This window comes from Pseudolactococcus laudensis (assembly GCF_013449735.1).
In the GTDB taxonomy this organism is placed as follows: domain Bacteria; phylum Bacillota; class Bacilli; order Lactobacillales; family Streptococcaceae; genus Pseudolactococcus; species Pseudolactococcus laudensis.
This window is the reverse complement of the sequence record NZ_JACBNY010000001.1, coordinates 319,697-340,329: the sequence shown is the minus strand read 5'-3', so window position 1 is coordinate 340,329 and position 20,633 is coordinate 319,697. Positions and strand designations below refer to the sequence as shown.

The following is a 20,633-nucleotide window of genomic DNA, read 5'->3' as shown; positions in this document are numbered from 1 at the left end:
AAGAGGGTCTCCTTTTAAACTTAATTTTTCAAGATAGTCGCTATCTCCAAATAAATTCATCTTCAATACCTCGTTAGCTTATTTTTAATCTATTATACCTCTTTTCATACGTTTTTAGAGGTGCCCTTTATCATAAGTCCTTAGACCAGCTTCAACGTGACCAACAGGTACTTGATGATAAAAAGCCGTGAGTGCTGCCGCAAAAGTCGTTGTCGTATCCCCATGAACCAACACCATATCAGGTTTGACCTGGTCAAAGACCTCATCTAATAAAGCGATTGAACGACTTGTAATTGCAGCTAACGTTTGATTTGGCGTCATGATATTCAAATCATAATCTGTTTTGATAGCAAATGTTTCTAACACCTGATCAAGCATTTCTCGATGTTGTGCAGTCACAACCACACAAGACTCAAATCGTACATCCTTCTCAATTTCTTTTATAATGGGTGCCATTTTTATTGCCTCTGGTCGTGTCCCAAATATTGTCATTATTGTTTTCTTCTTCATATTCCCCCAACACCAAAGTCTATCTAAATTCACTTCAAGACAACGATGCCACAAATTAAATATTATAGCTTATTTTAATTTATTCATTAGTAACTGTCAAGATATTTATTTAAATTATTTCACACTTTTATCTATAACATAGTTTTCAAATTTCAATCCCTATCTCAAACGACTTCCTGTCCTGAAATACCACAAGATAACAGCTTAAAACACTGACTATTCCCGTGATATAAAAACAAAAAAACAAGGTAATGTCGATTTAAAAACGACGTTACCTTGCGGTTTATGATTTGTTTTAACGATTTCTCTCAAACCTTTGTTTCAATTTTCAGCATAGGAAATGATTATCTAATCTCAGCACCAAATTCAACTAATTTCTTGGTGATTTTAGTTACAGCTGCTGAAATTTCATCATCTGTTAATTGATTTTCAGCTGACTGGAAGGTCAAAGTATAGGCCAATGATTTTTTATCTGCCGCAACATTGTCACCAGTATAAACATCGAAAAGTTCTGCTTTAATCAGAGTTTTTACCTTGCTTGACGTAATCACATCGAGGACTTCTTGGTTAGTCGCTGTCCGGTCAACCAAAAGTGCAATATCACGTTTAGAGGCTTGGAATTTTGGAATATCTGTAAAAATGACTTGAGCTGGTTGTTGTGCCAATAAAGCTGTCAAATCAAGACTCGCCACATAAGTTTCTGAAATGTCGTAGGCTTTGGCAGTCGTTGGATGAACTTGACCGATAAAACCAACTTCAACATCATCAACTAAGATACGTGCTGTACGACCTGGATGGAGTTCAGCAATTGTATTGTCTGCTTCAAAGCGGACATTGTCAAATTTAACAAGCAGGTTTTCGACCACACCTTTGGCAGCATAGAAATCATAGCCTTTACCCGTCATGGCAATCGCGACTTGTGGTAATTCTGTTGGACGGTTGTCTGTTTCGTTACCGAATTTAGCAAAAACCTGACCAATTTCGTAGACTGCAATCGTATCATTACCACGCGCCAAATTATAGCGCACGATATCAAGCATGCCACTGATAAGATTCAAACGGAGTGTGCTACGTTCTTCACTCATTGGCATGGCAAGCGCTGTTAAGTTGTCCTTTGGCAATTTCGTGAACTGCACTGCTTTTTCAGCTGTCGTCAATGAATAAGAGATAACTTCTGATAAACCAGCACCTTCAAGATTAGTGCGAACATCACGACGGAAGGCTTGCATAGGTGTCAATTCACCAATCGTATTCCCAGCTTGCGGCAAAGTATTAGGAATATTGTCATAGCCATAAATCCGTGCTACTTCTTCTACAAGGTCAGCTTCGATTGTAATATCCCAACGACGTGGTGGTACAGTTACATCAAACTTTTCACCAGCAACACTTGTTGAAAAGCCAAGTTTATCAAAAATCGCCACAACATCTGTCGAGTTAAGGGTCAAACCAAGAGCTCGGTTGATTTTATCAAGTGTGATAGATACAGTCACATCTTGCGCAACGAAATCATTGCTTGAAACTACGCCTGATGTGATGGTACCACCAGCAAGTTCAACAATCATAGCTGCTGCATAATCTAGCGCCAACTCAACGTCAGCATGGTTAATGCCTTTTTCAAAACGAGCACTTGATTCAGAGCGCAAGTTGAATTTTTGAGACGTTTTACGGATACTTGTCCCGTCAAAAATCGCTGACTCAAGGGCAACACTGGTTGAACTGTCAGTGATTTCAGTGTTTTCGCCTCCCATGACACCCGCAAGTGCCACTGGCTGACCGCCAACTGTGATGACAATGTCTTCTGCTGCTAAATCGCGCACCGCGCCATCCAATGTTGTGAGTTTTTCACCATTTTCAGCTTGACGGACGAGGATTTTCTTGTCGTCGAATTTAGCATAATCAAAGGCATGAAGGGGTTGACCAAAGTAGAGAAGGACGAAGTTGGTCACATCCACAACGTTGTTAATCGGGCGAATGCCCTCGTTCATCAGGCGGTTTTGCAGCCACTGTGGACTTGGGGCAACGGTGATGCCTTCAATGATGCGCATTTTGTAAGTCAAGACTTTGTCTGTCGTGACGTCCACTGCAATTTTTTCTGATGTTTTGGTGTCAGATTCTGTGACAACTTTTTCGTCAAATTTGACTTGTTTGTTATCGTAGATTGCTGCAACTTCATGAGCAACACCACGCATAGATAGCGCATCCGCACGGTTTGGTGTGATGGAAAGTTCCAGCACTTCATCGTTCATCTCAAGGTAATCAAAAATTTCTGCACCATTTTCAGCATCAGCTGGTAGGTAGTAAATCCCTTCAGCGTATGTTTTAGGCACAATGCTTTCTGGGAAGCCAATTTCTTGGAGGCTGCAGATCATGCCAAGACTTTCAACGCCACGGATTTTCCCTTTTTTGATTTTGTGATTACCAGAAATCCGAGCACCTGGCAGGGCAACGATAACTTTAATGCCTGCTTTGATATTGGGCGCACCACAGACGATTTGTGTCGGTTCAACTTCACCAACATTAACTTGACAGATATTCAAGTGTGTTTCTGGAATTTCTTGCGTGCTGAGCACTTCACCAACGACTAATTTTGATAGCCCTTCGCTTCGTGTTTCAACACCCTCAACTTCAATCCCGCTAGTTGACATTTTTTCTGATAGGTCATGTGAAGTCACGTCGATGTTGACGAGCTCTTTTAACCAATTATATGATACTTGCATTTTTTAGACTTTCTCCTTATTTGAACTTCAAGCTAACTTTCTAGGAAAAAAGAGATTTTACGAACCTGCGCAAGCGCAGAACCCTTAAATCCTATTTTTCTACGAAAGTTTGCGACTATGTCGCATCGCTTTTCCGTATCATGTTATTTGAACTTCAAGCTAACTTCCTAGGAAAAAAGAGATTTAACGAACCTGCGCAAGCGCAGAACCCTTAAATCCTATTTTTCTACGAAAGTTTGCGACTATGTCGCATCGCTTTTCCGTATCATGTTATTTAAACTGTTCACTCATCCGTGCATCACCCAGATAAAAACCACGAATATCATTAATCCCATATCTCAGCATGGCAATCCGCTCTTGGCCTAAACCAAAGGCAAAACCTGAATATTTCGTGCTGTCAATACCAGCCATTTCAAGGACATTCGGGTGCACCATACCAGCGCCGAGGACTTCAATCCAGCCGGTCATTTTACAAACGTTACAGCCCTTACCGCCACATTTGAAACATGAAATATCTGCTTCAACAGAAGGCTCTGTAAACGGGAAATAGCTTGGACGCAGACGGATCTTACGTTCTGCACCAAACATTTTCTTAACAAGCGTATCCAACGTCCCTTTGAGGTCACTCATAGCAATATTTTCGTCAATCACAAGCCCTTCAATTTGGTGGAATTGATGACTGTGGGTCGCATCATCTGTGTCACGACGGTAAACACGTCCTGGTGAGATCATTTTAAGTGGCCCTTTGGTAAAGTCGTGCGCATCCATTGTCCGCGCTTGAACAGGACTTGTGTGCGTCCGCAACAAGATGTCAGAAGTGATATAAAAAGTATCTTGCATATCACGCGCCGGGTGATCCTTAGGCAAGTTCATACGCTCAAAGTTATAGTAATCCGTCTCAACTTCGTACCCATCAACGATTTGGTAACCCATGCCAAGGAAAATATCTTCGATTTCTTCCGTTGTTTGGGTCAAAATATGACGATTGCCTTTGGCTACTTTTTTCCCCGGTAAAGTCACATCAAGCGTTTCATTTTCAAGCTTTTTGGCAATGATAGTGGCTTCAATCTCAGACTTTTTGCTTTCTAAAAGACTAGTGATCTCATCTCTGAATTCATTAGCTAGAGCGCCTAATTTAGGGCGTTCCTCATTTGATAAGTCCTTCATCCCTTTGAGAATATCGGTCAACTCACCTTTTTTACCCAGAACTGAAACACGGAAATCATTCAAAGTTTTTTCATCAGCGATTTTGGGCAATTTTTCAAGTGCACTCGTACGCAAATCAGCGATTTTTTCTTGTAAAGTCAATTTTTTATCTTCTTTCTATTTTGGCATTTACTTTTGGTAGATAAGTAATGACAAGAAAAAATACCGCAGTCATCACTCCAACGTAAAGGAGCGAAAACCGCGGTACCATCCTAATTCCTAGATTATCTCTAGCTTAATTATCATTATTTGTTTTGTTGAGAGATTGACATGAATTTCTGCGCCTTGAGGCTAGGAAAATAAATGATTTGTCCGCATAAGCGACGCTTATTTACGGCAAATCCCTAATTTTCTACGCCTCAAAACAGTCGCATCAATATCTTGATTGAAGTGAACTTCACAAACCTGCCGCTAAATGGCTCTCAGTCATAACCATTCTCCCTGTCAACTTATCAGCTTGCTACTCTTTTCAATACATAACCAAATCATACTAAATTTCAGCAAGTCTGTCAAATTTCTGCTAGGCAATCTACTTCTCCAAGCTTTAAAATACGAATGCTTTCCAAACAAGCACGCTTAACAAAATAACCAGACCGGACAGCCTCAGACCACGACCCAACAGCCGGCAATTTTTCCTGATAGTCCATCATCGTCATATCAGCCAACACCGCATCAATAGCGTTTAAATCATCTAGGACAATACCCAAATTATGAACGCGTACAAGTTCCGCTTGCGCCATGTTCGACCTAATGACGACAGGCAGTCCCATTGACAAATACTTAGAAAGCTCAAGTGAATTCGTGTAAGCCTCATATTGCGACCTAGCAGCCGGCACGACACCAAAGCCACCATCTGCCATTGCAGTAAATGGTAGCTGTCCATGATACGACAACTGCTCTTCGTCATAACTAGAGTCGATGACAACCAGTTTTTTGAAGTCTGCTTTAGCATTGAGTGAGCCTTGACATTTAAAATCCGTTAGCCCCATTGCAAGAATTGGTGAAGTTATCCCACCACTATCTCGTAGCTGTTCAGCAAGCTTGCGATTTGCCACAAGCAATAAATCAAAGTCACGTAATTTAGTCATCTCAGGATGCATCCCATCGGACAAATCATCAGTCATCAGCCAAGGCATAACTTCCCAAAGCAAAGCAGCAATTTTGACCCTTGGGATCAACCGAATTTTCTCGATAAAGATTTTTTCAAATCTAGCATCAGCCTGCCACATCGGCCACTGAACAATTACTAAATCATCAGGTTGCACACCTGATAAAAGCGTTGTAACCCGAATCTCGACATCTTCATCAGCAGCATCCCGCAACTGATAAGGCGCATAGTTTATGACACTAAAGCCGACCCCCTCAGCACTCTCAGCAGCTTGTTGATTTAAGATAAAATGCGCATCAGTCGTATTCTGCACATCTGAACCATTTATTTTTGTTATCCAATTGGTCATATTTACTCCTTAGAACTGCTTAATATATCGTCATTTTATCACGTTTGAGACCAAAAAGAAAAAATATCCGCATCATTGCGAATAGCCTTCTTGAAAGATATAACGATTAGTTATCTTGTTTACGATTAAAAATCAAATTCAAGATAATCGCCACAAGGGTTGCCATGACAATCCCGTTATTTAAAAACATTTCAACTGTATTCGGTAAAGCTTGGAAGAGCGTTGTCCTATTAAAGCCAACACCTGACGCGACTGCCATTGCAGCAATAAGCAGATTATGTTCATTTTCAAAATTAACACGACCCAACATCCGAATCCCTTGAATCGTTACCATGCCAAACATGACTAACATAGCGCCACCCAAAACAGGTGCTGGAATAATCTGTGCACAAGCACCAAATTTTGGTAGCAGTCCTAAAATCACGAGGAAACCTGCTGTGTAGAAAATCGGACGGCGCGTTTTGATGCCTGATAACTGAACCAAACCGACATTTTGCGAAAAGCCTGTATAAGGGAAGGTGTTGAAAATCCCACCTAATGCGACTGCTAAGCCTTCTGCTCGGTAACCATTTCTCAATCGTGTTTCAGAGATTTCGTCCCCAGTAATATCTGAAAGCGCTAGGTAAACGCCTGTAGACTCAACCATTGACACCAAAGAAATAATTGTCATCATCAAGATCGATGAAAAATCAAAAATCGGTTTTCCGAAGAAAAATGGTGTCGGAATATGAATCAGCGGTGCTTGCGCAATAGGTGAGAAGTCGACGATACCCATGAAGGCAGCCACGACAGTACCGATGATGAGGCCGATAAGGATAGCAATAGAGCGGACAAAACCTGTTGTAACGGCATGAATGAGCAAAATGACAAGAATCGTCACGACCGCTAAAATCACGCTGGAAAGTTCTGGTTTTGCGATGTTATTCCCCATGTTGCCAATGGCGACTGGAATAAGCGTTAGACCAATTGTTGTAATGACGCTACCTGTTACAAGCGGTGGAAAGAACTTGCGAATTTTCGAGAAAAAACCTGAAATTAAAATGACAATCAAGCCTGAAACAATGATTGAGCCAAAGATAGCACCAGAACCGAGTTTAGCCCCAATGATTGAAAGGGGGGCAACGGATTGAAAAGCAACACCTAGAACAACTGGCAAGCCGATACCGAAGTATTTATTAACTTGGAGTTGTAGAAATGTCGCAACGCCACACATGAAAATATCTGTCGAGATCAGATAAGTTAGTTCTTTTGTTGAGTAACCGAGTGCACCTGCAATCATGATTGGTACTAAGATAGAGCCAGAATACATGGCTAGCAAGTGTTGCATGCCAAGGACTGCTGATTTAGAATGTTTGATTTCTTGAGTTTGCATATTATAAATCCGCCTCCGCAAAGACGACTTGTCCTTGTTCAAATCCTGCGATTCTAGCTAGGCTAACAACAGGGATGCCAGTTTCTTCGACCAAGGCACGGCCTGTCTGAAATGATTTTTCAATCACGATGCCGACGCCTGCGATTTGCGCGCCAGCTTCTTTTAAAATATTAATTAAGCCAAGTGCCGCTTGCCCATTTGCCAAGAAATCATCGATAATCAAAACTTTATCATTTTCTGACAAGAATTTACGTGAAATCTGAACGGTCGATGTAATTTTTTTAGTAAATGAGTAGACTTCAGCAGTTAGCAATTCGTCATTCATCGTCACGTTTTTCGCTTTTTTAGCGAAAATCATCGGAATATTAAGTTCTTCGGCAACATAGCCTGCAGGCACATTCCCACTGGCTTCAATTGTCACAACCTTTGTAATCCCACTATCCGCAAATTTTTGCGCAAAAGCTTGCCCAATTTGTCGCATCAATTTAGGGTCAACTTGGTGTGTTAAAAAACTATCGACTTTTAGGATATCATCTCCCAAAACAGTACCATCATGTTTAATTCTTGAAACTAATGCTTCCATGTTCAACTTTCTATCAATTAAAAAAGGCCTTGCGAAAAAAAGTTCGCAAAGAGCCTGACTCCTTGCTTATTGTTTGGCATTACGGTGCCAAGTAGAGACGCTCGACCAATTACGAGCATAAATAAGCTGTTATTATTAAATCATATATTATGTATCATGTCGTTCACAATCAAGTGAACGATTACAAAAAAACATCAATTGAACTTGATGATTTTATAATATCTATTTTATCATATTTTCTAAAACAAAAAAAGTGAAATAGATTAATTTTTCTCTGGATGCAAGGCAAACATTGGATAACTTTAATCTCATCCAATGATCTCTATAAAGCATCCCCAAAACACACCGAGGTCATAGCAAAAAAGGACAAGAATACCCAAAATAAAAAAAGCCTATAAACAGCTTTGTACTAGGCTCCAAGCCCTTTATGCCAGAAATCGGAATCGAACCGACGACCTTCACCTTACCATGGTGCTGCTCTACCGACTGAGCTATTCCGGCGTGTTTGTATTTTAGATAGTTTGAACTTGTTGCTATGTCTGCTTTTTTTCAAAGAGCAGCATGAGGTAGAAATTCTGCGAATTTCTTTATCCGCAGATTCAAAGCAGTGCTTTGAACTCTACCGACTGAGCTATTCCGGCGTGTTTGTATTTTTTTGACTAAAAATATTACCTTACACTAGTGCTGGAAACAGGAATCGAACCTGCGACCTACGCGTTACGAGTGCGTTGCTCTACCGACTGAGCTATTCCAGCAGGATTAAATATTGTTTTAGTTTAAGATTTTAAAAGCGTTGCTACTCTTGAAAGAGCAACATGCGGTAGAAATTCTGCGAATTTCTTTATCCGCAGATTCAAAGCAGTGCTTTGAACTCTACCGACTGAGCTATTCCAGCAGGATTAAATTTGATTTTGTCCAAGAAGTTTTAGATTCTTTACTTTTCTTGAAAGAGAAACGAGAAACATAAAATCATTTTTTATTAGCGCTTTCAAACCCTACCTTTCTATTTTACCCAAAAATCAACTATTTGACAAGAATTTTAACAAAAAAATAAAGATAGCATTTTGGCTTATCTTTATTTTTCTCAGACACAAATTACATTTTATATTTTTACTCAAGCAACCAATAATAATTCAATCGCACGCGCAGCATCTTCATGAATAACTGGGAAGAATGCCCCTAAGATAGCACCACCAGCGATTGGTTTCTCCCATTTATAAAAAATTAACGCACCGATTGTTGCACCAATCCCGACTGGAATAGAGGCAATTGTTGCCGATAAAATAATGAGTGGTCCTAGAAATCTACCTGCTGAATTCCCTGCACCCATCATAATATCTGCACCAAATGTACAATTGGCTGAATTCACAGTGAATTTCCTAATCGCAATGATCATCGCACCAATGAGTAGACCAATTCCACCACCAGTCAGTAGAGCTAACGGAAAATTCTTAATCGGTGCATCAACACCCATACTCATCAATAGCGCTGGAATTCCAATCCCAACACCTGTCAACAAAGAACCACCTAAGTCCAAAATTCCGACTAGAGACCCTTCTAATATACGTGCAAACAAGAAACTTGCGCCAAAAGCTGCCGCTGCGCCATAACCCTCGCCGTCCATGCCAGCTTTTAACATGGCAACAACTGATACTTCATTAAAAGCACCAACACCATAAGTCACATACATATGAGTACCTGCAAAGGCTGCTGCTCCCATCAGGGCTACTATAATCGGAAAAGCCCAATCTGCATACCAAAAACTCGTTGTTTTTTGGGCTTCTATTTCACGCTGTTCAATTTCCCATTGTTCTTTCGATTCCATTTTTTACCTCCATTTTTATATTACGGATAATTTCTGATTGTCTATTGTTTCACTGTAAATAGATTGTGGAAATTTTGTAACCAGCTAGGAACACCAAGTTTAAACTGCTCAATCAGATTCAAATCGAAACCACGGAAGAAAGCACTCAAAACAAAGAGGATAATAACTGTAACGAATAAGATTTTAGTTAATCTACTCCAACCTAACTCGTCAACACCTTTACCAACAAGAATCCCTAACACAACACCTGGTACAGCATTCCCCATGATTAACTGTGCAAGTCCACCAAATAAAGTTCCCCAGAAACCAGTTCTTTTCCCTGCATCCAAAGCAGCCAACCAAAAAACAATTGGCATCACTGTACTAATGAGTAAAGTTGCGGCTGGCACCAAAACATCTACCGCTGTGACTTGCAGACTTGAAGGAATGGCTGATGATGTCGCATTTAAGAAAGTTACAATCGCAGCACCAATAACAGCACCAACAATCGCCATTCTTTTAGGATTATGCACTGTTTCTGAAATATTTTTATTTCTTGAAAGCAAAGCTGCCGCTGTCCAGTTTGGCAAAATACGGTGAGTCACATCCTGCGTATAAGCCCCCGCACCAACTGCTGATGCCCAGGCATTAAAGAAGAATCCTAAACCGAATGAAAAGTGAGAGGCAGCATCACCTTCACAAGCATTCATTTCGCCCAATGTTCTAAAAGCACCTAGGGCTTGAACCGTAGGTGAATGAAACATTCTTGCTGTACCCAATGCTGCTGCAAACCCCATTAATCCACCGATAATCACGGATTTAAATATTACAATTATAATCTCCAACGTCTTTCCTCCTCATATTTGAACATCCTACTAAGGCTCAGTATCACGTTCTTTTAAAGTCAGCTTTCTTGATATCTTTTTGATGTTTCGTCGTGACTTTTTGATTTTCAACAAATCTGACATCTGACATTGCAATAACAGTCATTGATACATGAACCAACAACGTTACAGTATACTTTGTTTTCTTTCTTGGTAAAAAGAACAAACAAAATTTTTCTATGTAAGATTCTGCTGTTGCTGAAAGGACATCAATGCCCGTCGGAGTAATCTGTAAAAAGACATCTTCACTCCCAACATTATTTTTCTTTGAACTTGTGAAATAGCATATGAAAAGGCACTTTGTTTCGTCGCCCCTTTTCCAGATACAGTCACACTCTCTTCTCTTGTCGTTGTCATAGTTGCCAAATGTCTACGCTCCGAATTTCTTAATATAGGCATCTGCCAATGCTTGACCTAGCTCTTCTGTATCCATAAAGCCAAAGCCTAGTGCTTTAATGCCATCATTAATCGCTGTCACACCCTCACCAACTGAGCGCATACTATGTCTTTCTGGATAGCCATATTTTGTTTTAGCAGTAATTGACCCTGCGCCACCACTCCCACAAAATGAAATACCGAAGTCTGCATCCTCTGATTTCATGACATCGCCTAGGCGCATATCTGCTCCCATTCCCGGAACTACGACTGCTACACCACCTGCTGCCTCAACACCTTTTGCAACATTTTGACCTTTACCTAATCTGTCTGCAATCACTACTTTTACCATTTTATATCTCCTTTTTTTAATTTAATTTTGCTGATTCAAAATGAATTGATAATAAATATTTTTCATCTGGTGATAGATGACCAATTTCTGAAACAATTTTCTCTGCCAATTGCAGCGATGTCGGAGAAATCTCCGAAAATAATTGCGCGTCTACTTCTGGTATTGTTTCGCCAGTTTTAGACCGCTCAACCATCTCATTAACATGATTGAGCAAAATCCGCCATTGCAACTCACTAGGGGTAACACCCATGCCTTTAAGCACAATGTCTATTTTTCGAATGACCTCTTGAACTTCCTGCGAAATCTCTAATTCACGGTATAACGCGACTAATATGTCGTTCATTGCCACTCCTCCTTTCAATGGTATTTATAAAACACTCATAGACTTTTTTACTTGCATCATTAGACCAAAAGGCTCAGAATACAAGGTTATGATTTAATAAAGTATTCCGTGATAGCCCTTATTTCATTGTCATTGATTGACAAATCATGTTGATTGAAAATCACTTCAATATCATCTAACACTTGATTTGAAAAAGCAACCGTTGCTGTTTCTTCGTATTGCGCATCAAACATAATCCGATGAACTGTTAATAAAATATGTAATAGGAAACCCTCACTGAATTCCGAGCGTAGTCTATCTTGAAATGATTGTTTTAAAGCTTCATAAACCATAAACCCTTTGACGATTGTTTCCTGATTTAGCTCTTGGGCTGAAACAGCTTGCGGTACACTCGTAGATTTTATTGTAGGAAAATGGCCTTTTCCTTGTTCTAACAAACTTGTCACCGTTTTTTGAATCAACTGTATGTCTTTCTCAGAAGTCAATGGTTTGACCTGTAAAACCGGAATATCTTGACTGTCAACCGGAAAAGCGCTGATAATTAAGTCTGGCTCAGTCTGTGCGACAATCCGAGCATAGTTTAATACACTCGCAAAGCCAACAATCTCTATTTCTGAAATCACACCGTTTATTTTTTGTTGCAAAAATGACGTCACACCCAATCCTGTAGCACAGACATATACGACACGAATTTTTCTCTCACCATTACCAACTCGTTCTTTTGAAGTCATAAAATGTAGTGTAATGTAAGAGATAAACGAATCATCTTTTGCAATATCAAGATTTAACTCTCGAGCGACAAATTGTCTGACTCTCGTAAATAACAAGAGTTCATTTTCTTTAATTTCCTTTAAAAACGGATTGTAACTATTAATGTAATGGTGTGTTCGTTCCAGACTTAAAGTCAAATGTGCTGCCAAATTTTGAAATAAAATACTATCTTCATTAAACGGGATTTGTGTTGCTTCTGTCACAAATGCTATCATTCGACTCGTTAAGTCTAGAACATTAATCGACGTATTAGAAAGGCTTAAATCGCTATAAACATAATCGTACTCCGCTTGAAGTAAAGGCTGATGATAGATTTTCCCAATTTCGCAAAACAGAGAAACAGTTAAGCCAGAGCGGTTGGTAACGTCTAACGCTTTACCGTTGCCAATTGAACAATTCTCGATGAGTCGAACTAGTGAAATCGTCAACCTAAGCGCTAGGGTGAAGAGTTCAAAATAAGGGGTGTTATGGCTCATTTGCTCAGAAAGACGCGTCGCGATTAATTTTAAAATGGATTCATAATAAACCGAAAAGGCTTGTGGTAGAATTGATTCAAAATAATTGATAACTTCTTCTTTTTCAAAATGATTTAATTTTGACATCATCATAAATAAATCATAGTCAGTAAAGTTTTCTTGAATCAATTTTTCCAACAATAATCGTCGTTTACGTTCTTCACCTTTAACGCGAAAACCTAAATGATTAGCAACGAGTTGAATATCATTGGCAGTGAATAGCGCTTTGATTTGCTGTAAGTCAAAAATAATTGTATTTTTAACGACACCATATTCATCTGAAAATGAGGTTGAGCTAATCGGTTTTTCAAATAATAACAGTTGAATCATCATTTGTTTTTTGCGCATTTCAGCATCAATAGGAGCACACAAGCGTTCAGTGCCTAACAGTTGACTGAGCAATTTTTTACAGGTAACATCATCCCCTTCTACAAAATAACCAAGCCCAGGTTTAGAGACAAGCAACACCTGCTCATTCTTTAGCCATTTTCTAATATTTGCAATATCACTTTTTAACGTCCTGGGGCTGATTTTATTTAAAGCAGCTAACTCTACCGCTGTTTTAGATGCTCGGGATGATAGTAATTCTATCGTCGTGTCAATTTCCCTTTGCGTTAATTGCATTTAATTTCCTCCTTACTTTATTAGTATACTATGGATTGACTTGTTTGAAAATACAGTTAAATTGCACGATTGACTCGTGCAACACTAACATTTTTCGCATTCCAAATATATAATTTTAATGACTTCATATCATAAAAAATCCCTTTAACTTTCGAAAGTTAAAGGGATTTTTTCATTCTCAAGTAGATATAAACTCAATCCTAGCTTTATCTCTGTATTATTTCAATGTTTCTGCCATCATAGCATGTAATGTTTTAACGTCTTCAACTTTTGTATCACCTGTTGTTTTGTCAATGATTGATGAATAAACGTGAGGAATAATCTTCTTAACACCTGCATCTACTGCAATTTGAACGATTTCTTGGAAGTTTTCAAGATCAATCCCACCAGTTGGCTCCAAATAAAAATCGTTCTCTGCACAAGCTTTAGCAACTACTTTGTATTCTTCAATGTGGTCAAGACCTTTCATATTGAAGAACTTGATTGAGCTACCACCGATATCTTTTAATAATGCAATCGCTGTTTCAATCGGAACAATCGCTGCTGGTGCTTGAGATGATAAAGGACCTGTTGCTAAATTAACCATGCCGACAGTTCCCGTTGGTGAAACAAGTCCGTTAATGATCGTATCATCTTGCCCCAAAAGAGCACGGCTTGCGCCGACACCAGTAAAGACTTGGTTAACATGTTGTGGTTGTAAAACTTTTGAGAGACGTGCAACCATTGCTGACTGGTTTGGATCGCCTGCACCAAGACCTACTGATAAAGCATTGTCAGTCGCCTCAATATAACGCTGCATATCTGCAATAGCTGCCTCATCTGTGTCATAATTTTTTGACAGAACGCCAAGGACAACATGACCTTATGCCGCCTCATAACAAGCTTTGGCATTCTCAACTGAATTGGCTAAAACATTTAGACAAAGACGGTCTTCAAGGTAGTTAGGTGTTTTTTTCATTTTATTTTCTCCATTATCTATTTTAAATGATTTATCTCATGACATCCAGATCGTCATATTTCATTTTTTCTTGTATGAAACTTTTGGTTAATATTGGGCTATCGCCATATGTCGTATGTGCTAATTGAGTACTTATTATTGCAAAGTCAACCGTCTCTTGTAATGAACACTGATCAATCAAGCCTTGAATAATACCCGCTGCAAATGCATCTCCTGTACCGATTCGATCATAAGTCGTCACAACTTTATCATCTGAAAAAACAATGTTTTCCTTATCTGCAAGAAAGCCACGAACAAGTTTGAAATAACCTTGAGCAGATTTTTCAGTGCCACAAAAATAAGTCAAATCATAATCATGTACAAAGCGTTGATATAAATCTGCGAGCGATTCATGCTCTTCATCAAAAGGCATCTCTAAAAGCAAAGTTAAATCTTTCTTACCACCAATAACAATATTAGCCTCGTTAAGAATCTGCTTATAGTCTGCAATTAAGCTCGAGCGTTCTTCTGGTTTTACCAAACTCATCCGATAATTAAAATCAAAACAAAGCGGTATCGACATGGCAGTCGTCATTTTAGCAAGTCGTAAAGCATTTTCTCGACCGATTTTTGAAGTGGATAAAGCGATACCACAAATATGCACTAAATCAACGCCAGATAAAGCTGCTTGCATCTGACCATCTGAAATTTCAGTTGTACAAAAAGCACTTTCACTTCGATTAAGATAAGTCACTTGACTCGGACGATTCCCATAACCCATCTCCAAAAGATAGGTTCCAATATGACCACCTTTAAAAATTAAGTGATTATCTTGAACACCTAATTTCCTAATACTCGCCGCCGCAGCATGACCGACTGGATTTTCTGGTAATACCGTAAGCAAACTCGTCTGTACACCATTTCTTGCTAAACCAGATAAGATATTCAACCCTGTGCCACTATAACTCATATCAAGTGTATCTGTTTGGTCAAGCATTTTATAGTGTTGTGGACACAACCGCAACATCACTTCACCAAAAGCTAAAATATTTTTCATGATTGAGACTCCATCACTGTCTGTAATTTGTTGACAATTGCGGACATTTCTGTACGATTAACTGCACGAATATCAAACTCAATGATGCCATTATTGCCTTGATATTCTCGTGTGTAGACAGCCAAATCACCTTCTTTTAAGGCTGCAATAACTTGTAAAGCTGTGATTTTATCTGAGGTTACTTTAACACTCGCTCTGTAAATGTCTCGTCCTGCAGAATCTTGAACTTCTTTTGCTGATAATCCTGAGATCGCATTAAGTTCCGTAACAAATGGCGCGAGACGCGCTTTCATACTATCTCAAGTTTCACTACCATTGTCTAAATAATCTTCTAAAGCAGTGACAAAACCGATGATATTATCCTTGCCTATTTTCATGGCACGTCCAATGCCTTTATTTTGAAGTTGAATCCAAGGAATATAAGGGTCTCGACCAATTACCATAGCACTTGACGGTGCCTCAATTGCTTTAGCACCTGAATAAATGATGAGGTCAGCACCGGCTGCATAATATTTTTTCAAGTTTTCTTCAGCAGCCGCATCAACAATCAAAGGTAAATTGTGTTTTTTAGCGATTTCAGACATCTGCGGAATCGTCAGCATACTTTTTTGAACGGTATGATGACTTTTAATATAGAGCAATGCTGCCGTCTTGTCGGTTATCTCAATTTCAACTTGCTCTGGTGTGCATTCATTTGCCCAGCCAGCCTCTACCAATTGTCCGCCACCTAATGTGACCATGACTTCAACACCTGTACCATAATTGACATTATGGCCTTTGGGTATGATGATTTCGCGTTTAGTTATCCGATTCGTCAAATGATGATAGGTGTGATAAATATCTCCTTGCCCAATCACTGCAGCTGTTGACAAGGCGATACCGCTACTTGCGCTTGAAACAACTGTTGCATTTTCCACGTCTAATAACTTGGCAATATACCGGCCTATCTTAACCGTCAAATCAGCCATTTCAAAAAAGGTTTGCCCTGCCTCTTTTTGAGCTTGTGCGACTTTGTCACTAACTTTTGAAACACCTAAAATTGTCATTTTACCAGAGGCATTAATGACTTGCTTTAAGTTAAATTTTTGATGAATTGTCATTTTTTCTCCTCAATCTATCTCATAGACTTTTCCAGCAATAATCGTAGCTGTCGGCTGAATTTGGACAGAAGTTTTAACCGTTTCCTGATTGGAATCAATTAACTGCTTAGATGAATCATCTGTCACTTTAAATAAAGTAATGTCTGCATCGTAACCGACAGCCAACTCACCTTTACTGCTAAGTCTCAAAGCTTTTGCTGGTGTCTGCGTAACACGATGAATGACTTGTTCAAGTGAATAACCGACATACATCAATTTTTCCATTGTTGTAGCTAGATTATAGACTGGTCCATCCAAACGATTTCTCGAATAAATATCAGTTGAAATAGAGTTTGCTAAGATATTTTCAGATTTTGCTTGCATGGCTACTTGGAAATTAAAACTTTCTGTCCCATGTCCGATATCAAAATGAACGCCTGCCTCATAAGCCTTTTTAGCAAAATCCTTAATCTGACCAGCTCTATCTAAAATGCCATTGTCCTTGCCATTAAAACAGTGTGTGACAATGTCGCCAGCATCCAAATAACTCATCAATTCCTCTAACTCAACTGGCGCTGTACCAATATGTACCATGAGTGGTAAGTTCGCTTTTTTTTGAAGTGACTTTGCCATAATCAAAGGTCTGACACCATTTTGCCCAATGACACTTTTACTCATTCGCGCTTTAATGCCAATAATAAACTCGCTTAACTCTTGGATACGTTCTAAATTCTTAGCCTCATTCACCTTTGTTAAATCAGACAATTCATCCTGAAAAACAATACCGTCTTTTGAAATATTTAAAAGTGCATAAACATTGGTTTTAGATTTTCTGGCCAGTTTGTAAAATTCACCTATATTATTTTCACCGGTTGACCCTGCATCAACAATGGTTGTGACACCATTTTTAACGCCAACCTCATCTGGATAGTCATAATAAAGTGACATTTTTTCATAGCAATGCACATGTGCATCAATCCAGCCAGCAGATATAAACTGCCCTTTAGCATTGAATATTTCCTGACTATCAGCTGCAATCACAGCACTAATCTCTGAAATTTTACCATCCTTAATCGCCACATCAATTGTTTGATGTTCTAACGTTCTAGCATTTTTTATAATTAAATCATACATCCTATATCCTCCTTTCCAACTTATTGCTTAAAACGAAATTTTGTCCAAGGTTGAATATAATCCAGTAACATCAGCTCATTTTCTTGAATCTGAGCTACTTTATTTTTTCGTGAATCCATATGAGGTTCTAAAACAATTTGTAATTCGTTTTTATATTTACCAAAATCATCATTTCCCACAACAACATCACCAAATTGGAAAATTTGTTGATTATCGTGTAATGGATTTTCTTGCTTATAATCTTTTCGAACTTGTGTTGAGCGAACCATTTGTGATGTGATGTCACCTCGTCTAAAATGCTGATTATCAAGTACAATCTCACGCTCCACAGGGTTAGCAGACGATAAAAAATCAACTGTTAACTCAATTTGATAGCGATTGATATTGCCCAGCGCCTCAAGCTCTGCTTCACTCGCATAGGCATTCCCAATAATGACATCATCAATCAGACCCGTCGCAAATAAATGTTTAGCTTGCACCTCAACTGGTAAGTGATGGTGCAATTCAAGTGTTGGTAAACCGTCATTGATATCCCAAGGACCGCCTGTCGCAACTTGACTAGATACAAACGCCGCTGTTCTGATGCCATGCTTTTTAAAACGCTTCGAGCATGATACAAAGAAATCAAGCGGTAATGCACTCCCCTCTTGCGGATAAAAATTATGACAACCATAAATATAAGGTTCATTTGCTTGATAAGTCAAAATATTATCCAAGTAAGCAACATCATTTGACATGTTTAACTCGATAATCAAGCCATATGATTAAATGACAAGGTCGCCTCCTTGTTACCGTCAAAACCAGCGTCCAAGCGCAATCCGTCTGCACCCAATTCAGCAAAGAAACTTAAATCATCATATGAAATTTGTAACTCATCAAAAATATTAGGTGCAATATCCAAAATCACTTCGTAACCTAATTTTTTGGCTGCTGAAATAATCTTAGAAAATTTTTCAGCAACTACTCCCTTACCTTGAGTCACTTCAAGCATAGACATAAAAATGCGTTCAAAACCTTGCGATTTGGCAAACGTGATATAAGCTAAGTCTTCTTCAAATACACTATTATCTGGATAAACTGATAAACCTAATCTTCTAAACATTATTTTTTTTCCTCCATTTGACCCCATGTCTCGGTATGTTTATGATAGCGCCAGAAAATAAGACAGGCACTCATAATTGTCACGACAATTACGAAGTAAAGCAAGTGGGTCAAAACAGTCACCCCCATGCTAAGCAAAATCGCAAGCAAACAAAGCGGGACTATTTTTACCATAGATAGTGTCTTAACAAACATCGGGACATGATTTTTCTCCAAACAAATCATACTGATGATAAAAGTTATGACTGAAATAATCGCTACATCATATGTCATGGCAACTCCTTTAAATTTTGTTCATTATGTTCTTTTGCTCACTAACTCACATCATATTTTTAGGCCAATCAATGACATTTAAAAGTGAACAAATTGAATGACTATGTAACTTTGGCTTTCGCCAAAGATATTTTTTAACCTTCCGCAAGTTCAGAGGCAATCTGTTCTTTTTCAAATACTTTGAAAAACGGATAGTAGATCACTAAACTCACTAAGAAGTTAATCACGACAAGAACGCCAGCCATAATATGCCAGTTTGTTACCATCATCGCACCAATTGGCGAAGGCACTGTAAAGACAGTCCGAGAAACTGTCATCGGCACAATATGTGTAATCGTCGCAACATAAGCGATGACCGTCATTACCATAGGTGAAAGAATAAATGGAATAGTTAAGGTCGGATTCATCACAATCGGTGCCCCAAAAATAATCGGTTCATTAATATTAAATAGACCTGGCAAGAAACCAATTTTTCCTAATTCTTTCAAATATGCAGATTTAGATGTCAAGAATAAGCAGACAAGCGCCAAAGTTGCACCCGCACCACCAATCCAAACAAACCATTGTAAAAACATTTCCGTAAAAATATTTGGCATGTCAGTCGCTGCCACATGATTTGAAAAAGCCTCCATATTATCAGCAATCGAACTTTCCCAGAAAGGACGAATTACCGGTCCCATAATTGCAGGACCATGAATCCCTAAAATCCAGAAGAAACAGATTAAGAATACTGTTACAAGCCCTCCAAGTAAGCTATTTCCTGCAAGGAAACCTTGCAATGGCATCAGTAGATTTGAAAGCGTTGCATTGATATCAAAACCAAGCATATGACGAATGACCCAAAAAAGAATTAAACAAGCACCTGCTGGGAATAGTGCGATAAATGAATTGGCAACTTCTGGTGGCACACCTTCTGGCATTTTAATCGTAATATTTTTAACTTTCATAAAACGATAAATTTCAACAGAAATAAGAGCAGTGACAATCGCGCCAAATAGAGATTGTGCCCCAAGATTTGCAATGTTAAGATAACGACCTGCTGCAACAATTTCAGGTTTATTAGTTAGAAGATTAGTTGTTGATGCTTCCGCCCACAAACGAGCAGGAGCGATACTTGTCACGATAAATGACATCACTGCAATAATCCCAGCCGTTAACTGGTCTAGCTTATAACTCTGAGCAAGTGAACTTGCAATGCCAAATGTTGCATAAAGTGCCAGAATACCAACTGTAAAACGATAGGGAATATCCAAAATAGGCAAGAAAGGTGTTAATTTTTCAGCCACCGCTGGAATTGGAAAATTAAGAAAAATAACGAAGAATGAGCCAACCAAGGTCAATGGCAAAGTCGAGATAATCCCTTTTCTGACAGCAAGCATGTGCCTCTGTCCACCGATTTTAGCAGCAATAGGTGAAACCTTTTGCTCTAAAAATGTAATCAATCCGTTCATACAGACTCCTTATAAGTAAGATATTGAGTCGACTACTTTGTCTATAGATTTTGGCGTGAGTCTCAAACGAACGTCTTCGTTATAATAT

General features: G+C 38.9%; 14 protein-coding genes, 2 tRNA genes, 5 pseudogenes and 1 riboswitch. All 21 genes and pseudogenes read right to left on the bottom strand.

The features are described 5' to 3' along the window. Nucleotides 1-126: 126 nt before the first annotated feature. Nucleotides 127-510, bottom strand: a pseudogene (locus HZR21_RS01695) (UDP-N-acetylglucosamine 2-epimerase); the annotation flags it as partial. Nucleotides 511-854: 344 nt separating this feature from the next. Next, nucleotides 855-3,227: a phenylalanine--tRNA ligase subunit beta gene (gene pheT / locus HZR21_RS01690; protein WP_180745834.1), complete on the bottom strand. Its 2,373-nt coding sequence runs from the start codon at nt 3,225-3,227 to the stop codon at nt 855-857. Between the two features lie 270 nt (nt 3,228-3,497). Then, on the bottom strand, nt 3,498-4,535 hold the full coding sequence (pheS, locus tag HZR21_RS01685; RefSeq protein ID WP_180745832.1) for a phenylalanine--tRNA ligase subunit alpha: 1,038 nt from the start codon (nt 4,533-4,535) through the stop codon (nt 3,498-3,500). 407 nt (nt 4,536-4,942) lie between these two features. Then, complete coding sequence (locus HZR21_RS01680) at nt 4,943-5,890, bottom strand: glycosyltransferase (RefSeq protein WP_180745830.1); 948 nt, start codon at nt 5,888-5,890, stop codon at nt 4,943-4,945. Nucleotides 5,891-5,996: 106 nt separating this feature from the next. Then, nucleotides 5,997-7,262, bottom strand: a complete 1,266-nt coding sequence (locus tag HZR21_RS01675) for a nucleobase:cation symporter-2 family protein (protein WP_180745828.1) — start codon at nt 7,260-7,262, stop codon at nt 5,997-5,999. 1 nt (nt 7,263) lies between these two features. After that, nucleotides 7,264-7,845 (bottom strand): xanthine phosphoribosyltransferase, encoded by a 582-nt coding sequence (locus HZR21_RS01670; RefSeq protein ID WP_180745826.1) that lies wholly within the window; start codon nt 7,843-7,845, stop codon nt 7,264-7,266. Between the two features lie 49 nt (nt 7,846-7,894). Next, nucleotides 7,895-7,990, bottom strand: a riboswitch (purine riboswitch). Nucleotides 7,991-8,273: 283 nt separating this feature from the next. Further along, nucleotides 8,274-8,346 (bottom strand) — tRNA-Thr (locus HZR21_RS01665). Nucleotides 8,347-8,527: 181 nt separating this feature from the next. Then, a tRNA-Thr gene (locus HZR21_RS01660) sits at nt 8,528-8,600 on the bottom strand. A gap of 359 nt (nt 8,601-8,959) precedes the next feature. Then, nucleotides 8,960-9,670 (bottom strand): DUF4310 family protein, encoded by a 711-nt coding sequence (locus tag HZR21_RS01655; protein WP_180745824.1) that lies wholly within the window; start codon nt 9,668-9,670, stop codon nt 8,960-8,962. 41 nt (nt 9,671-9,711) lie between these two features. Further along, a complete protein-coding gene (locus HZR21_RS01650) occupies nt 9,712-10,494 on the bottom strand; it encodes a DUF4311 domain-containing protein (protein ID WP_180745822.1) in 783 nt (260 codons plus the stop codon). 193 nt (nt 10,495-10,687) lie between these two features. Further along, nucleotides 10,688-10,890: pseudogene (locus HZR21_RS12125) on the bottom strand (DUF4312 family protein); the annotation flags it as partial. A gap of 13 nt (nt 10,891-10,903) precedes the next feature. Then, nucleotides 10,904-11,260 (bottom strand): SFCGS family glycine-rich protein, encoded by a 357-nt coding sequence (locus HZR21_RS01640; RefSeq protein ID WP_031366655.1) that lies wholly within the window; start codon nt 11,258-11,260, stop codon nt 10,904-10,906. Between the two features lie 16 nt (nt 11,261-11,276). Next, nucleotides 11,277-11,603, bottom strand: coding sequence for a PRD domain-containing protein (locus HZR21_RS01635; RefSeq protein WP_180745820.1), 327 nt, complete (start codon nt 11,601-11,603; stop codon nt 11,277-11,279). Nucleotides 11,604-11,689: 86 nt separating this feature from the next. Next, nucleotides 11,690-13,513: a BglG family transcription antiterminator gene (locus tag HZR21_RS01630; RefSeq protein WP_180745818.1), complete on the bottom strand. Its 1,824-nt coding sequence runs from the start codon at nt 13,511-13,513 to the stop codon at nt 11,690-11,692. Nucleotides 13,514-13,730: 217 nt separating this feature from the next. Continuing rightward, nucleotides 13,731-14,471, bottom strand: a pseudogene (gene dagF, locus HZR21_RS01625) (2-dehydro-3-deoxy-phosphogluconate aldolase). A gap of 31 nt (nt 14,472-14,502) precedes the next feature. Next, complete coding sequence (locus HZR21_RS01620; protein ID WP_180745816.1) at nt 14,503-15,507, bottom strand: sugar kinase; 1,005 nt, start codon at nt 15,505-15,507, stop codon at nt 14,503-14,505. Further along, nucleotides 15,504-16,607, bottom strand: a pseudogene (locus tag HZR21_RS01615) (DgaE family pyridoxal phosphate-dependent ammonia lyase). The gene HZR21_RS01620 and the pseudogene HZR21_RS01615 overlap by 4 nt, the downstream one beginning before the upstream one ends. A 9-nt stretch (nt 16,608-16,616) precedes the next feature. Continuing rightward, nucleotides 16,617-17,720 carry an amidohydrolase/deacetylase family metallohydrolase gene (locus tag HZR21_RS01610; RefSeq protein WP_180745814.1) on the bottom strand — a complete coding sequence of 368 codons (1,104 nt, stop codon included), beginning with the start codon at nt 17,718-17,720 and terminating at the stop codon, nt 16,617-16,619. Nucleotides 17,721-17,740: 20 nt separating this feature from the next. Further along, nucleotides 17,741-18,822 (bottom strand): annotated as a pseudogene (locus HZR21_RS01605) (DUF871 domain-containing protein). After that, a complete protein-coding gene (locus HZR21_RS01600) occupies nt 18,822-19,094 on the bottom strand; it encodes a hypothetical protein (RefSeq protein WP_180745812.1) in 273 nt (90 codons plus the stop codon). Before HZR21_RS01600 ends, HZR21_RS01605 begins: the two are co-directional and overlap by 1 nt. Nucleotides 19,095-19,228: 134 nt before the next feature. Beyond that, complete coding sequence (locus tag HZR21_RS01595) at nt 19,229-20,545, bottom strand: PTS sugar transporter subunit IIC (protein ID WP_180745810.1); 1,317 nt, start codon at nt 20,543-20,545, stop codon at nt 19,229-19,231. Nucleotides 20,546-20,633 lie beyond the last annotated feature (88 nt).

What these genes read in the sequence shown, in the direction of transcription:
- pheT (WP_180745834.1), bottom strand. Translation starts at nt 3,227, where the DNA reads ATGCAAGTATCATATAATTGGTTAAAAGAGCTCGTCAACATCGACGTG.
- HZR21_RS01675 (WP_180745828.1), bottom strand. Translation starts at nt 7,262, where the DNA reads ATGCAAACTCAAGAAATCAAACATTCTAAATCAGCAGTCCTTGGCATG.
- HZR21_RS01630 (WP_180745818.1), bottom strand. Translation starts at nt 13,513, where the DNA reads ATGCAATTAACGCAAAGGGAAATTGACACGACGATAGAATTACTATCA.
- HZR21_RS01635 (WP_180745820.1), bottom strand. Translation starts at nt 11,603, where the DNA reads ATGAACGACATATTAGTCGCGTTATACCGTGAATTAGAGATTTCGCAG.
- HZR21_RS01595 (WP_180745810.1), bottom strand. Translation starts at nt 20,545, where the DNA reads ATGAACGGATTGATTACATTTTTAGAGCAAAAGGTTTCACCTATTGCT.
- HZR21_RS01600 (WP_180745812.1), bottom strand. Translation starts at nt 19,094, where the DNA reads ATGACATATGATGTAGCGATTATTTCAGTCATAACTTTTATCATCAGT.
- HZR21_RS01610 (WP_180745814.1), bottom strand. Translation starts at nt 17,720, where the DNA reads ATGTATGATTTAATTATAAAAAATGCTAGAACGTTAGAACATCAAACA.
- HZR21_RS01655 (WP_180745824.1), bottom strand. Translation starts at nt 9,670, where the DNA reads ATGGAATCGAAAGAACAATGGGAAATTGAACAGCGTGAAATAGAAGCC.
- HZR21_RS01620 (WP_180745816.1), bottom strand. Translation starts at nt 15,507, where the DNA reads ATGAAAAATATTTTAGCTTTTGGTGAAGTGATGTTGCGGTTGTGTCCA.
- HZR21_RS01670 (WP_180745826.1), bottom strand. Translation starts at nt 7,845, where the DNA reads ATGGAAGCATTAGTTTCAAGAATTAAACATGATGGTACTGTTTTGGGA.
- HZR21_RS01680 (WP_180745830.1), bottom strand. Translation starts at nt 5,890, where the DNA reads ATGACCAATTGGATAACAAAAATAAATGGTTCAGATGTGCAGAATACG.
- HZR21_RS01640 (WP_031366655.1), bottom strand. Translation starts at nt 11,260, where the DNA reads ATGGTAAAAGTAGTGATTGCAGACAGATTAGGTAAAGGTCAAAATGTT.